Annotated in this window: 12 protein-coding genes; 5 read left to right on the top strand and 7 right to left on the bottom strand. The window is 71.8% G+C overall.

The annotated features are described in order from the left end of the window. Nucleotides 1–3 precede the first annotated feature (3 nt). The 7 genes from ACIBKY_RS17005 to ACIBKY_RS16975 form a co-directional block, all read right to left on the bottom strand. Nucleotides 4–966 (bottom strand): acetylxylan esterase, encoded by a 963-nt coding sequence (locus ACIBKY_RS17005; protein ID WP_397097577.1) that lies wholly within the window; start codon nucleotides 964–966, stop codon nucleotides 4–6. A gap of 22 nt (nucleotides 967–988) precedes the next feature. Next, on the bottom strand, nucleotides 989–3334 hold the full coding sequence (locus ACIBKY_RS17000) for a polysaccharide lyase 8 family protein (protein ID WP_397097576.1): 2346 nt from the start codon (nucleotides 3332–3334) through the stop codon (nucleotides 989–991). A gap of 21 nt (nucleotides 3335–3355) precedes the next feature. Continuing rightward, complete coding sequence (locus tag ACIBKY_RS16995) at nucleotides 3356–4216, bottom strand: carbohydrate ABC transporter permease (RefSeq protein ID WP_397097575.1); 861 nt, start codon at nucleotides 4214–4216, stop codon at nucleotides 3356–3358. After that, nucleotides 4203–5132, bottom strand: a complete 930-nt coding sequence (locus tag ACIBKY_RS16990) for a carbohydrate ABC transporter permease (RefSeq protein ID WP_397097574.1) — start codon at nucleotides 5130–5132, stop codon at nucleotides 4203–4205. The genes ACIBKY_RS16995 and ACIBKY_RS16990 overlap by 14 nt, the downstream gene beginning before the upstream one ends. Next, the gene (locus tag ACIBKY_RS16985; protein ID WP_397097573.1) at nucleotides 5132–6418 is read right to left on the bottom strand and encodes an ABC transporter substrate-binding protein; all 1287 of its coding nucleotides are present in this window, start codon (nucleotides 6416–6418) and stop codon (nucleotides 5132–5134) included. The genes ACIBKY_RS16990 and ACIBKY_RS16985 overlap by 1 nt, the downstream gene beginning before the upstream one ends. Before the next feature lie 255 nt (nucleotides 6419–6673). Next, a complete protein-coding gene (gene glgX / locus ACIBKY_RS16980; protein ID WP_397097572.1) occupies nucleotides 6674–8791 on the bottom strand; it encodes a glycogen debranching protein GlgX in 2118 nt (705 codons plus the stop codon). A gap of 33 nt (nucleotides 8792–8824) precedes the next feature. Beyond that, nucleotides 8825–9250, bottom strand: coding sequence for an OsmC family peroxiredoxin (locus tag ACIBKY_RS16975; protein WP_397097571.1), 426 nt, complete (start codon nucleotides 9248–9250; stop codon nucleotides 8825–8827). Nucleotides 9251–9371: 121 nt separating this feature from the next. Here ACIBKY_RS16975 and ACIBKY_RS16970 point away from each other — a divergent pair, with 121 nt between their 5' ends. The 5 genes from ACIBKY_RS16970 (at nucleotide 9372) to ACIBKY_RS16950 (ending at nucleotide 13779) form a co-directional block, all read left to right on the top strand. After that, nucleotides 9372–9887, top strand: coding sequence for an RNA polymerase sigma factor (locus tag ACIBKY_RS16970; protein WP_397097570.1), 516 nt, complete (start codon nucleotides 9372–9374; stop codon nucleotides 9885–9887). Further along, nucleotides 9887–10831 carry a hypothetical protein gene (locus ACIBKY_RS16965; protein ID WP_397097569.1) on the top strand — a complete coding sequence of 315 codons (945 nt, stop codon included), beginning with the start codon at nucleotides 9887–9889 and terminating at the stop codon, nucleotides 10829–10831. The genes ACIBKY_RS16970 and ACIBKY_RS16965 overlap by 1 nt, the downstream gene beginning before the upstream one ends. A gap of 281 nt (nucleotides 10832–11112) precedes the next feature. After that, nucleotides 11113–11715, top strand: a complete 603-nt coding sequence (locus ACIBKY_RS16960) for a hypothetical protein (protein WP_397097568.1) — start codon at nucleotides 11113–11115, stop codon at nucleotides 11713–11715. Nucleotides 11716–12337: 622 nt separating this feature from the next. Beyond that, nucleotides 12338–12889: a sigma-70 family RNA polymerase sigma factor gene (locus tag ACIBKY_RS16955; protein ID WP_397097567.1), complete on the top strand. Its 552-nt coding sequence runs from the start codon at nucleotides 12338–12340 to the stop codon at nucleotides 12887–12889. After that, nucleotides 12889–13779 carry a maleylpyruvate isomerase family mycothiol-dependent enzyme gene (locus ACIBKY_RS16950; protein WP_397097566.1) on the top strand — a complete coding sequence of 297 codons (891 nt, stop codon included), beginning with the start codon at nucleotides 12889–12891 and terminating at the stop codon, nucleotides 13777–13779. The genes ACIBKY_RS16955 and ACIBKY_RS16950 overlap by 1 nt, the downstream gene beginning before the upstream one ends. Nucleotides 13780–13786: the final 7 nt, after the last annotated feature.

The following is a 13786-nucleotide window of genomic DNA, read 5'->3' as shown; positions in this document are numbered from 1 at the left end:
TCCTCAGGAAAACAGGGAACGCAGGGCCGCGAACTTGCGCGGCAGGTCGTACTCGGCGCCGCCCTCGTGGCCGTTGTAGCGGTACACCTCGATCGAGGCGGGACCGGCGTAGCGGTTGAGGGCGGCGTAGATCGTGGAGGGCGGGCAGACGTTGTCCATCAGCCCGGCCGAGAACCAGCCGGGGCAGGACGCGCGGGCGGCGAAGTTGACGCCGTCGAAGTAGGACAGTGTGGTGAAGGCCGTCTCCGCGGCGAAGCGGTGGCCGCTCAGCCAGCGGCGGATCTCCGCGTAGGGGCCGTTGTCGGTGATCTCGGCCGCGCGCCGGTAGTGGCACAGGAACGGCACGTCGGCCAGCATCCCCGCCACGTCGTCACGCAGCCCGGCCACGGCCAGCGCCAGCCCGCCGCCCTGGCTGCCCCCGGCCACTGCGACCCGCGAGCCGTCCACGGCGGGATGCGCCTTGACCGCGTCGACCGCGCGGACCGCGTCGGTCATGAGACGCCGGTAGTAGTGGCGCTCGGGGTCCTCGATGCCGCGGGTGACGAAACCGGGCGCGGAGGAGCCGTGGCCGGCCGGGTGCACGTCCGGGGTGTCGGCGGTGGCCTTGCCGCCGCCGCCCTGGCCGCGGTTGTCCATGATCAGGTGGGCGTGCCCGGCCGCGCTGTAGGCCAGCGACTGGTACGGCAGGCCGCGCCCCCCGTTGTACCCGATGTACTGCACGACGGCGGGCAGCGGCGCGGTCCGATGGCGGGGCAGCAGGAGCCAGGCCTTGACCGGCTGCCCCGCCCACCCGCAGAACGTCACGTCCAGGACCTCGACCGTGGCCAGGCCGCCCTCCCACGGCGCGAACTCCGCCCCGGCCGGGGACTCGTCGAGCGTGCGTTTCCAGAACGCGTCGAAGTCGGCGGGTTCCTCAGGCTCCGGGCGGTAGTCGCGCAGCCGGTCGAGCGGCATGTCCACAAGCACAAGCGATCCTCTCCAGATGTTCTCAGGCCAGGTCGGCGGTGAGGGTCGCTCCGTGGCGGCCCGCGGTCTCGGCGGTGATCCGGATCCGGCCCGCCAGCGTCCGCACGCGCACCCCCGGATCGGCCCGTACCACCCGCAGCCCCGGCCGGAACAGCTCCACCACCACCCGATCGCGCTTCTGCGTGGGATCGGATACCGCCACCGCCGTCGCCGGGCCGCGCCTGCGGGTCACCACCGACGCGGGACCGTCGGCCGCCAGGTCCACGGCCCGCCCGGCGGCCCAGAAGTTCGCCGCCAGGAAGTGGCGTCCCGGGCCGGCGACCGCGTGCACCGCCCCCGTCGCGGCGACCACCTGCGCGGCGGGCGCCGCCGACCACGCCGCCGTCCGCCCGGCGGAGGCCGCGGGAAGCTGGGTGTAGGCGTAGCCGGTGCCCGCCGCGTGCTCCAGCCACAGGGTCAGGTAGGTGCGGGTGACCTCGGTGGCGGAGCCGTACTTGATGTTGATGTCCTTCCACCGGCCGGTACGCGCCTCGCGCACGGCCCGCAGCCGCGTGGGAGCGGCCAGGACGTAGCCGCCGGTGCCGGCGAGATGGGCCCAGCGCACGCCGGTCAGCGTCCCCGGGCTGCCCGGTACGGCGGCGCCGTTCACCGTCAGCACGGCCTGCGGATCGCGCAGCTTGCGGTTCTCCAGCACGGTCTCCACGTCCTGGCCGGTGATCCCGGAGCCGACGCAGACGATCGCGTCGTCGACGAAGAACCAGCTCTTCAGCGCGCGCAGCCCGGTGCCGAGGCCGCGCAGGTCCATGCCGTAGGCGGCCAGCGTGGTGCCGGGCAGCGCGGCGCCGCCTGCCCAGTCGGCGGCGGACACGCGCCGCTGGTCCTGCCCGTCGGCGAGCGCGCGCCGCTCGACGGTGGTGCCGGGCAGGCGGTGCGGATCCACGGTCGGCCAGTAGTCCTCGCTGTAGTGGCCAAGGTCGCCGTCGTAGACCAGGACCATGCCGTCGGACAGGTGCCAGCCGCGCAGGTTCTCGTTCTGGATGGATTCGTAGTTGTAGATCCGCGTGGAGTACGCGCTGACCGCGTAGCCGAAGCCGGGGCGGTGGTGGACGGCCTTGTCCATCCGCGGGTACTGCCGGTGCAGGACCGGCGCCGGGTAGGCGGGCGCGGCCGAGCCGAGGGCCTTGCGGGCCAGCACGATCGACGACAGGTCGGTGACCTTGAGGAAGTCGCGGTAGGTGTCCTCGGTGATCCAGCGCTTGACCAGCCGCGTCAGGTGGGTGGCCCGGCTCGGGTCGGCCCCCGCCAGCCGCAGCGCCGCCTCGATCACCGGCTGCGCCGCGGCGTGCCCCTGCTTGCTCTCCCGCGCCACCTCGCGGCCGCAGACGGCCGCCATCATGTCGCCGCGGAACATCAGCGGGTCGAACGCCTCGTCCACCCAGCGGAACACGTTGTCCACGGCCGGGTCGCGCACCGCCCACGTGCTGCCGGCCAGCAGGTGCAGCAGCTTGGACAGCGTGTTGAGCAGTTCCTTGCCGTAGCCGCCGTTGTAGGGGTGCTTCCAGTGCTGCAGGAACGATCCGTCGGAGTAGAAGCCCTCGCCGGTGCCACCGGCGCCGCCGTCCTGGAAGGCCAGCACGCTGTTGGCGCCGCCGCCGCGTACGTCGCTGAGCGCGTCGCGGACCTCGCCCAGCGCACTCCCGTCGCCATCCAGTACGGCCCGCAGCGCCACGACCGTGCACACCCACACCCGGTTGGCCCCGGTGGCGATCTGCCGGTCGGCCCGCCACAGGTTGGGGTCGGGCGTGTAGTGGTGGACCGCCGCCGTCATCCTGGCCAGGCGCTCGGCCCCCAGAACGTCGTGCAGCAGCACCATCGTGTCGTTGAGCTGGATGGGCGCGCCGATCTCCCAGTCCCAGTCGTTGTCGTAGCGGGCCAGGGCGGGGCCGTAGCGGTGCCCGGACATCCAGTCCAGCGCGTCCAGGACCACCCGCAGGGTCGGCTCGTGCGCGTGATGTCCGGTGCCCGGCGTCGCCCACGACAGCGCGATCTTCGCCAGCCGCGAGAAGCTCGACGTCACATGGCCGGAACGGGCCGGATCGGCCAGATCAGGCCACAGCGCGCCACGGCCGGCGCCGGTGTCGAGCGTGGCGAGGAACCCGGCGGCGGTACGCCCGATCCGCGCCACGGCGGCGGCGACGTCAGGGTCGGCGGCGTCGATGCCGTCGCCGCCGGTCAGCAGTGCCCGCCACCGCAGCCGCAACGCCGCGGTATCGGCCACGAGAGCCTGGGCCGGGCCGGCGACGAAGGCGGCGGTGGCTCCTAAACCCGCGCCGATCAGGACGGTACGCCGGGTGAGAGGCAGGGACATGGAAGATCCTTCCGGGGGGGGTCACTTGATGCCGGCGGTGGCGAAGCCCTGGACGAAGTAGCGCTGGAAGGCGACGAACAGCAGCACCATGGGCAGCGTGGCCAGCGTCGTACCGGCCATCAGGAAGGCCCACTGCGTGTTGTTCTCGGTCTGGAACACCGACAGGCCCACCTGGATCACCCGCAGGTCGTCCCTGCGCGTGATCAGCAGCGGCCACAGGAAGTTGTTCCATGACCCTTCGAGCGTGAGCAGCGCCACGGTGGCGAAGGCCGGCTTCACCAGCGGCGTCATGATGCGGGAGTAGATGCCGAACTCGCCGAGCCCGTCCAGCCGCGCCGCCTCCTCCAGTTCCACGGGCAGCGACAGGTAGAACTGCCGGAACAGGAACACCGAGAACGGCGCGATCGCGCCCGGGATGATCAGGCCCCACCACGAGTCCAGCCACCCGGTGCCACCTTGGCCGAACAGGTCGTTGCCCCCGGCCAGCGGCATGAACCGGACGATCAGGAACTCCGGCAGGATCTTCGTGTAGGTGGGGATCATCAGCGCGCCCACGAAGGCGGCGAACAACCATCGTGATCCGGGCAGGCGCAGCCGCGCCAGCGCGTACCCGGCCATCGAGGCGAAGGTGACGTTGATCAGCGTGTGGCTGACCGCGATGATCAGGCTGTTGCGGGCATAGGTCGCGAACGGCGCCGCGGCGAAGGCGTCCACGTAGTTGCTCCACGCCCACGTGGTCGGCAGCAGGGGCGGCGGGCTGGCGCCGATGTCGGCAGGCGTCTTGAGCGAGGTGAGCACCATCCACACGAACGGCGCGATCATGATGACCGCGATCACGCTCAGCGCGGCGTAGAGGCCGATCCTGCGGCTAAGCCGTGACACGGTCGCCTCCGATGACCCGCCGGTTGATCAGCGTGAGGGCGATCAGGATGGCGAACAGCACCAGCGACTGCGCGCAGGCGTAGCCCATGCGGAACTCGCGGAAGGCCGACTTGTACACCTCGTAGGTGATCATCGTGGTGCTGTGGGCGGGGCCGCCGTCGGTCAGGACGTAGATCTGGTCGAAGGACTGGAAGGCGCCGATCACCGAGGTGACGAAGACGAAGAACGTCGCCGGGCGCAGCAGCGGCACCGTGATCTTGAAGAACTGGCGCACCTTGGAGGCCCCGTCGACCGAGGCCGCCTCGTACAGCTCGGGCGGCAGGTTCTGCAGCGCGGCGAGGTAGATCAGCATCTTCATGCCGATGCCCTGCCAGACGCCGACCGCGATCACCGCGGGCAGCGCCCACGTCGTGGACGACAGCCAGCTGGGCCCGGCGACGCCGAAGAACGACAGGACCGCGTTGAGCAGCCCGCCGCGCGGGTTGTAGATCCACAGCCAGACCAGCGCGACCGCGATCGTGGCCGTGACCTGCGGCAGGAACACCGCGGTGCGGAACAGCCTGCGACCGCGCACGTTGCCGTTGAGCAGGACGGCGATCACCAGCGCGATGCCCATCGCCACCGGCACCGTGAAGATCGCGTAGATGACGGTGTTGAGCACGGCACGGCGGAAGACCGGGTCGCCGAACATCTCGGTGAAGTTGGCCGGCCCGACGAACTCCGGCGCGCTCAGGATGTCGTAGGAGGTGAACGCCAGGAACACCGCGGCGACCAGCGGCAGCCCGGTCCACAGCAGCATGTGCAGGAACGCCGGCGCCACCATCAGGTACCCGGCGCGCCGGCGCGAGCGCGACGAGCGCGCCGGCCGGGGCGTCGCGCGCGGTGGACGGGGCGGGGCGAGCGTGCCGAGTGCCATCAGAGCCGGCCGATCGCGGCGGCGGCCAGGCCGGACAGCTCCTTGAGCGCCTCGGCGGCGCCGCGCTGGCCGACGACCGCGGTCTCCAGCGTCGGCTTGATCTTCTCGCGGATCTCCATCCAGGCCGCGGTGCCGCCCTCGGAGTAGGCCTTGTCCAGGTTGTCCAGCGCGAAGCCGACGAACTTGTTCTTCTTCACGTACTCGCTGTCGCGCAGGCTCCGCACCGCGGGCACCGAGCCGCGCTGCCGGGACGCGGGCAGGATCACCTCCGGGCTGGCCAGGAACTCCACCAGCGCCCGCGCCACGGCCGGCCGCTTGCTGTGCGCCGACACCGAGGCCAGCGTGCCGCCCTGCAGCATCGCCTCGTTGGTGTTGCGGACCACGAACGTGCCGATGACGTCGTCCTTGATCAGCTCGGGCGTCTGCTGTTCCATCTGCAGCCACAGCGCGGTCGTGGTCATCGCCATCGCCGCCTTGCCCTGCTGGATGAGGCTCGGCTGGCCGGTCTCGGACTTGAAGGAGTACTCGGTGCTCTTGTCGGCGATCAGGTCGAGGAAGAGCTGCAGCGCCGCGACCCCGCGCTCGTCGTCGAACAACGGGGTACGGCCGGCCTCGTCGAACAGCTTGCCCCCGTTGGCGAACAGCAACGTCTCCCAGCACTGCCGCAGGTCCACAGAGAACGGGTCGAAGCCCGCGGTGGCCAGCTTGCCCGCGCCGTCGCGCCTGGTCAGCTCCTTGGCGAGGGCGCGCAGCTCGGTCCAGTCCTGGGGCGTCCCCTTGATCCCGGCCTTGTCGAACAGGTCCTTGCGATAGGCGACCACCCGGGTGTCGAGCACCACCGGCAGCGCGTAGAGCTTGCCGTCGTGGCGGGAGGGCTCCAGCACCCTGGGCTCGTACTGGTGGCGGGCGGCCACGGAGTCGGGCAGCGGAGCCAGCACCTTCTTGTGCGCGAACGGCGGCACCCAGCCGACGCCCAGCATGAGCACGTCGGGCAGGAGCCCGCCGGCCAGCGCGGTGGTGATCTTCTCGTTGAGCGCGGCGTAGGTGGTGTAGTCGACGCGCACCCTGGTTTTGGGGTGCCGCTTCAGGAACGCGGGCAGCAGCGTGCCTTCGAGGAGGCGCTTGCCGCTGGACCCCTCGAACATCGGGGTCAGGAGCGTGATCTCGCCCTCCACGGCGCCGTCGGCGCTCCCGGCCGAGGAACCGCCGTCGGCGCACCCGGTGGCGACCGCGGCCGTGCCGAGGGCGCCTAGCGCAGCAAGGAAACCCCGTCTCGTCAGGTCCATGGGATGCCTCTCAGTTCTGGGGGGAAGGGGCGCCGATGAATCGATGCACCAACCATAGGGACGCCTCTTGCCATGGTCAACAGGGAGTTCACTGGGAGGGCACGAGGGCTTTGGGTCTTTGATGGTGCATCGGTACACCAACCAGGGGGCCGTGACGGCGGGGACCACGTGCGACGTGAGCAGCGACCCCCACGATCGGCGCCCGCGCGGTGCGGCGGGTGGCGTGGGGGTGGCTTGCCGTACTTCTGAGAGGGTTTAGGGGGTTTTGAGCTGCAGGAGCTGCAGGCTGCGCGAGGCGACGGCGACCAGCGCGGCGGGCAGCCACTGCTCGTCGGGGAAGGGCTCGTCGCGGGCGGTGTCGTCACTGGTGTCGAAGACGGTCTGCCAGGCCGCGCCGAACTCCTCGCCCGGCAGCGTGAACGTCATGTCCTCGTGGTGGGCGTTGATGAGCAGCAGGAACGAGTCGTCCTGGATGCGCTCACCGCGCGGGCCCGGCTCGGTGATGGCGTCGCCGTTGAGATAGACCATGAGCGACTTGGCGTAGCCGGTGTGCCAGTCGCCGGCGCTCATCTCGGCGCCGGCCGGGGTCAGCCACACCAGGTCGCGGCCGTTGTCGGCGGTGCGGCCGCGGAAGAAGCGGCGGCGCTGGAAGACCGGGTGCTCGCGGCGCAGCCTGGCCAGCGACCGCGTGAACTCCAGCAGGTCCGACTCGGTGTGGACGGCCGTCCAGTCGATCCAGGTCAGCTCGTTGTCCTGGCAGTAGGCGTTGTTGTTGCCACGCTGCGAACGGCCCAGCTCGTCGCCGTGGGAGAGCATCGGCACGCCCTGCGACAGGAAGAGCGTGGCCAGGAAGTTGCGGCGCTGACGGTGGCGCAGGCGGACGATGTCCGGGTCCTCGACCGGGCCCTCGGCGCCGCAGTTCCAGGAGCGGTTGTCGTCGGTGCCGTCGCGGTTGTCCTCGCTGTTGGCCAGGTTGTGCTTGCGGTCGTAGGAGACCAGGTCGGTGAGGGTGAAGCCGTCGTGGCAGGTCACGAAGTTGATGGAGGCGACCGGCCGGCGGCCCGAGGTGGCGTAGAGGTCGGCGGAGCCGGTCAGCCGGGAGGCGAACTCGGGCAGCGCCGAGCCGGTCCCGCGCCAGAAGTCGCGCACCGTGTCACGGTACTTGCCGTTCCACTCCGTCCACAGCGGCGGGAAGTTGCCGACCTGATAGCCGCCGGGGCCCACGTCCCACGGCTCGGCGATCAGCTTCACCTGCGAGATCACCGGATCCTGCTGGATCAGGTCGAAGAACGCGCTCAGCCGGTCCACGTCGTGCAGCTCCCGCGCCAGCGCCGAGGCCAGGTCGAAGCGGAAGCCGTCCACGTGCATGTCCAGCACCCAGTAACGCAGCGAGTCCATGATCAGCTGCAGCGCGTGCGGCGAGCGGACGTTCAGCGAGTTCCCGGTGCCGGTGTAGTCGAGGTAGTAGCGCCGGTCGCCGTCGTGCAGCCGGTAGTAGGCCGAGTTGTCGATGCCGCGGAAGCCGAGCGTCGGCCCCATGTGGTCGCCCTCGGCCGTGTGGTTGTAGACCACGTCCAGGATGACCTCGATGCCCGCCTCGTGCAGGGCGCGCACCATCGCCTTGAACTCCAGCACCTGCTCCCCGCGCGAGCCCGCGCTCGAATAGGGGCCGTGCGGGGCCAGGAAGGCCATCGTGTTGTAGCCCCAGTAGTTCGTCAGCCCCCGCGCCACCAGGAAGTGCTCGGGCACGAAGTGGTGCACCGGCATCAGCTCGATCGCGGTCACCCCGAGCGAGACCAGGTGGTCGATCACCGCCGGATGCCCGATCCCCGCGTAGGTGCCCCGCTGCTCCGCCGGCACCGACGGGTGGCGCATCGTGAGCGCCCGCACGTGCGCCTCATAGATCAGCGTCTGGTGGTACGGCGTGCGCGGCGGCCGGTCGTTGCCCCACTCGAAGAACGGATTGATCACCACGTTCTTCGGCATGTACGGCGCGCTGTCGGCGTCGTTGAACTCGGCCGGATTGGTGAACCGGTAGGCGAACAGCGCCTCGTTCCAGGTCAGCTCCCCGTCGATCGCCTTGGCGTACGGGTCGAGCAGCAGCTTGGCCGGGTTGCAGCGGTGGCCCTGCGAGGGCGCGAACGGGCCGTGGACGCGGTAGCCGTACCGCTGGCCGGGGGCGATCCCGGGCAGGTAGCCATGCCAGACGAACCCATCCATCTCCGGCAGATCAACGCGCTCCTCGGAGCCGTCGTCCTGAAAAAGGCACAGCTCGACCCGCTCGGCGACCTCGGAGAACACCGAGAAGCTGGTGCCCACGCCATCCCAGGTGCCGCCGAGTGGATAGGGCTCGCCCGGCCAGACCTCACGCATGTGACCCGATTGTCGCACGCGATCGTCCCGTTGCTAGAGCAGTTCCGCATTCAGGCTGATCGTGGTTCCCGCGAGGGCCTTGCTGACGGGGCAGTTCGCCTTCGCCGTCTCGGCCGCCTCCTGGAACTGGCCGGGCGTCAGGCCGGGGACGTGGCCCTTCACGCTGAGCACGATGCCCGTGATGCCCTCGCCCGGCTGGAAGGTCACCTCGGCGCGGGTCTCCAGCGACTCCGGCGGCGTACCGGCCCCGGCCAGGCCGTGGGACAGCGCCATCGAGAAGCAGGAGGAGTGGGCGGCGGCGATGAGCTCCTCGGGCGAGGTCTTGCCGTTGGCCGCCTCGGCCCTCGACGGCCAGGAGACCTCGAAGGTGCCGACGCCGGAGGTGTCGAGCGAGACCGTACCGGAGCCGTCGAGCAGCGCGCCCTTCCACTGCGTGGTGGCCGTACGCGTGGTCGCCATGGCGATAGTCCCTTCATCGATTGCCGATACAGGTCCGAACATATCCTGTATCGCCGCGGTGACCATGAGTGGTCGGTTGTAATCGGAGCGGAGCGTCGTAATCCCCGCAGCGGAGGGCCCCGTGCCGGAGGACGATGAACGGTATGCCGCGTTGTACCACCGCCACTACTCCACGGTGCTGCGCTACGCCGCGCGCAGAGTAGGGCGGGACGCGGCGCCCGACGTCGCCGCGCGCACCTTCACCGACGCCTTCCGCCGTCTCGGGCAGGCGCCCGGCGAACGCCGTGCCGAGCGGGTCTGGCTGCTCGGCATCGCCCGCGGCCAGGTCAGCAACGAGTGGCGCGGCCTGCGCAGACGGCAGGCCCTGGCCGACCGGCTGGCCGTGTGGCGCGCGCCGTCGGCCGACCAGGGCCTCGACGGCGAGATCGTCACCCGGCTCGCCTTCCACGAGGCGCTGGCGAGGCTGGCCGGCAAGGACAGGGAGGCCCTGCGCCTCTTCTACTGGGAGGGGCTCAGCGTGGAGGAGGCCGCCACGGTCGCCGGCTGCCGCGCCGGCACCATGGCCACCCGGCTCAGCCGGGCCAGGGCACGCCTGCGCGAGCACCTGCGCACGCTCGGGTTCCAGGAGGGGAGCTGATGGACGAGCTCGCACGGCTGATGGCACGCCACGACCCGGCCCCGCACGAGGTGCCGCCCGACGAACTGCTGCTCGCCGAGATCCTCGGTACGGCCCGGCCGCGCCGAGGCTCCACCCTGTCCTGGCGGCTGACGTTCGGCGCGGCGCTGGCCACCGGCCTGGTCATCCTCGCCGCCGGCGCCATCCCCACGGCGAGGGCGCCGGGCCAGATGACCGTCGCCGCCTACTTCCGCTATCCCGGCGCGCCGCTGGCGCTGTGCGGAGAACCGGGGCCCCGGCCGCGCAAACTGCCGGGAACCGGGGGCGGGGCCCGGCGTGTCGTCCTCGGCCTGGCCGAGGCGGCGGCACGGGCCGGACGGGTGGCGGCGCGCGGCCACGGCCGGATCACGGTGGCGTCGTCGCTGCTGAGGCCGGGCGGGCGGGCCGGCGCGTTGTCCAGGCAGTGGACGCCGGTGCGGGGTTCCGGCCGCCGGGTGGAGTACACGCTGACCGTCGACGGTGAACGCCTCGTCCAAGGGCAGGCGGGGCGGGAGGGGGCGTACCGGCCGGGACTCCCGCTCCCCGGAGACCCCGGCGAACTGCGCGCCCGCCTGTCGGCGGAACCCGAGACGTACGGACTGGTCACCGCCATCATCTCCCTCAACGAGAGCGAGGTCCTCGACGCTCCGCGCGCGGCCGCGCTGTGGCGGGTCCTGGCCGACCGGCCGGGCCTGCGCACGCTGGGCCAGATCACCGACCGGCGCGAACGCAGGGGGCAGGGGGTGGCCTTCGACGTGGGCACCGCCGACCGGTGGGTGCTGGTGGCCGACCGGGGGAACGGCGACCTGCTGGGGGTGGAGCGCGTGATGCTGCGGCCCGCGCCCGGCCTGGAGGTCACGCCGCCCTGCGTCCGCGACTTCTGGACCTTCCTCGACCGCGCCGACGCGGCCACCATGAGCGACTGACCCATCGCCCCGCCCGCCCCCGCTCGGCTCGGCTCCGTCCAGCGGTGAGAGGTGGCCCGGCGAGCGCCTTGGCCCGACGGCTCGGCACAGTGGCCCCGCAAGGCGGCTTGGCAAGGTCGGCGGAAGACGGCTCGGCGAGGTCGGTTTTGCAAGGCGGCTTGGCAAGGCGACTTCTTGGGGTGCCTTCGTGTGGCGGCTTCGCAGAGCGGCTTCGTGCGGTGATGAGAGACGCGGCCGCGCGGAGCCGTAAGGAAAGCCGGGCGGCCGGACTATTACCGGGCATGATGATGACGCCCGCTTGGTGCCCGCCCCATCCGGAGGATCTCCGCCCCACCCCGCGCGACGGCCGCCGCTGGTGCGGCCCGCTCGAACGCGTACTGCGCCGATTGTGGTCCCCCAAGGACGGCCCGCCACGCCCCGACTTCGTCACCGCCGTGGACGACCTGGCCACTCTCGAGTACGGCCCCGCCCACCGCCTGGCCACCGGGCTGGCCATGCTGTGGATAGGCGGCACCGGCATCGGTTACGTCGTCAAGGACCCGGACGGCATCACCGGCCGCAGCCTCCCCTTCTCCCGCCCGGCCCTGTGGCGCGACCTACCGTCCCCTTCCCCGGCACGCATGCTCGCCGCCCACGCCCTGTGCGACCTCGACGGCCTGTCCTCGACCCTGGAGTGGCGAGCCCTGACCCGCCGGTGCCTTCCCCTCTTCCGCGACCGCCCCGCCCCGGGACCCCGCGACTGGTGGGCCGAATCCTTCGCCCTGAGGTCCCAGGCCCGCATCGCCACCATCCTGGACGGCGACCAGGCAACAGCCGAAACCGTGGCCGCCTACCACCACCGCATCACCACCTCCTACCCCACCCCGCCCTACCCCTCCTCCTAACCCACCCCACAGCCCCGCCCCCCCCCCACAGCCCCACAGCCCCACAGCCCCACCACCCCACGCCCATCTCCTCACGCCCCACCACCACCCCACGCCCATCTCCTCACGCCCCACCACCACCCCACGCCCATCTCCTCACGCCCCACCACCACCCCACGCCCATCTCCCCACGCCCCACCACCACCCCACATCCCCGGCAACCACACCTCACCGGCCCCAACAGCCCCACCAGCCCCCGACTGGGCCCCATCACCTCTGGGGCCCCAGCACCCTCACCGAATTTCCAGCACCCAGCGGGCCTCGGCACCCCCAACCGGATCCCCACCCGTATCCCCACCCGTATCCGCCGCCCCACCTCACCGCGTTTCTCCCGAAACTCCGCGCGGCGCCCCTCCCCGCGCGGATCCCGGGCAGGACCCCCACCTCCTGCCCGGGACACCCTCCGGCAGCCCCACCCACGCCGCCTCGGGGACCACGCCCCGTGTGCCGGGCCGGGCCCGGGAGGGCGTGGGGAAATCGAGGGGTTCGTTCGTCATCCGGCTCAACATTTCCGGCGAATAGTGACATGCTCGGGTCGCGGCGCACCCGCCGCCTAGGTCCGGATCACGGGAGTGTGGTGCCAGTGGAGGCACCGTTCGACGACCGCCTGTTGCATCAACGGGTGGTCGGCGGCGATGAGTCCGCGCTCGGGGAGGTGTATGACCACCTCTCCTCGCTGATCTTCGGTCTCTCGCTCCGCGTCACCAGGGACCGTGTGATCGCCGAGGACATCACCCAGGAGGTGTTCCTGATCCTCTGGGAACGGCCCCTGGCCTACGATCCCGACCGCGGCACCCTGCGCGCCTGGCTGGCCACGATCGCGCACCGGCGCGCCGTCGACCATGTACGCGCCGAGGAGCGGCGCCGGGTCTCCGTCCTGGGCCCGAGGCTTTTCGAGCCCCCGCCTGAGAGACTGGAGGAGACCGTGCTCGCCGCCGACGAGGCCAAGCGGGTACGCCAAGCGGTCACCCGGCTGCCCGAAGGTTTACGCGAGGCGATCGAACTGGCGTACTTCGGTGGCCGTACATATCGGCAAGTGGGCGAGGAACTGGGCGTGCCCGAGGGCACGGCCAAGTCACGCATCAGGCTGGCGCTGCGGCGCCTGGCCGACGCGCTGGCAGAGGAAGAGGTGTGATGGAGCCCGTCGAGCGTCTGTACCTGGACGCCCTCATGGAGGAAGCGGCCGTGCCCGAGCGGTCGCTCCGGCCGCAGCTGCTGGCCGGGGCGAGGGCCCGCCGCCGGCCCGCCGCGCCCACGGCCGCGTGGGCGGAGCCGTACGCCGGACGGGTGGCCGCCATGGACGCGCTGCTGGCCGCCGCGATGGACGACGACTGGGCCCGCGAGATCGTCGAAGGCTGGACGCTGCAGGAACTCGTCGCCCACCTCGCCGCCAAGGACGGGCTGCTGGCCGCCTCGGTCGGCGCCCCCGTGCTCGGCCCCGCGCTCGACGCGCTCGACGCGATGGGACGCACCCTCCAGGTGCAGGAGTACGAGCGGGCGCGCAGCCCCGAGCAGACCCGGCGCGACTGGCGGGCACAGGCGGACGCCCTCTGCCGCCACCTCGGCGGCCTGACCCCCGACACCCCCGCCACGCTCGACGGCGTGGCCGGCGCGGTCAGCGACCATGTCCTGGCCCGCGGCCTGGAGACGTGGATCCACACCGACGACGCCGCTTCGGTCGCCGGGCTACGCCTGCCGCACCCCGTCCCCGCCCACATCCGGCCGACCGCCGACCTGTGCGCCCGCCTGCTGCCGTGGACGATGATGCTGTCCGGGGTGGACGGCGCCGGCCGTACCCTCCACCTGACCTTGACCGGCCCGGGCGGCGGGGAGTGGACCATGCCGCTCGGCGTCCATGACACCGGCCCCGGCACCCCGGACGTCTCGATCACCACCGACGTGATCGGCTTCTGCTTCCTGCTGGGCGGGCGCGGCGAGCCCGAGTCGTTCCCCGCCGACATCACGGGTGACCACGCCCTGGCCGCCGACATCCTGCGCACCGCACCGGCCCTGTCCGGCCCCTGAAAGGTCC

It is taken from the genome of Nonomuraea sp. NPDC050394 (assembly GCF_044459065.1).
Classification (GTDB): domain Bacteria; phylum Actinomycetota; class Actinomycetes; order Streptosporangiales; family Streptosporangiaceae; genus Nonomuraea.
Note: the sequence above shows the minus strand (reverse complement) of the source record. Positions and strands in the feature narration are given on the sequence as shown.

Excerpts from the sequence above, each read along its gene's own strand:
- ACIBKY_RS17000 (WP_397097576.1), bottom strand. The coding sequence starts at position 3,334 with ATGTCCCTGCCTCTCACCCGGCGTACCGTCCTGATCGGCGCGGGTTTA.
- ACIBKY_RS16990 (WP_397097574.1), bottom strand. The coding sequence starts at position 5,132 with ATGGCACTCGGCACGCTCGCCCCGCCCCGTCCACCGCGCGCGACGCCC.
- ACIBKY_RS16985 (WP_397097573.1), bottom strand. The coding sequence starts at position 6,418 with ATGGACCTGACGAGACGGGGTTTCCTTGCTGCGCTAGGCGCCCTCGGC.
- glgX (WP_397097572.1), bottom strand. The coding sequence starts at position 8,791 with ATGCGTGAGGTCTGGCCGGGCGAGCCCTATCCACTCGGCGGCACCTGG.
- ACIBKY_RS16975 (WP_397097571.1), bottom strand. The coding sequence starts at position 9,250 with ATGGCGACCACGCGTACGGCCACCACGCAGTGGAAGGGCGCGCTGCTC.
- ACIBKY_RS16965 (WP_397097569.1), top strand. The coding sequence starts at position 9,887 with ATGGACGAGCTCGCACGGCTGATGGCACGCCACGACCCGGCCCCGCAC.
- ACIBKY_RS16960 (WP_397097568.1), top strand. The coding sequence starts at position 11,113 with ATGATGATGACGCCCGCTTGGTGCCCGCCCCATCCGGAGGATCTCCGC.
- ACIBKY_RS16950 (WP_397097566.1), top strand. The coding sequence starts at position 12,889 with ATGGAGCCCGTCGAGCGTCTGTACCTGGACGCCCTCATGGAGGAAGCG.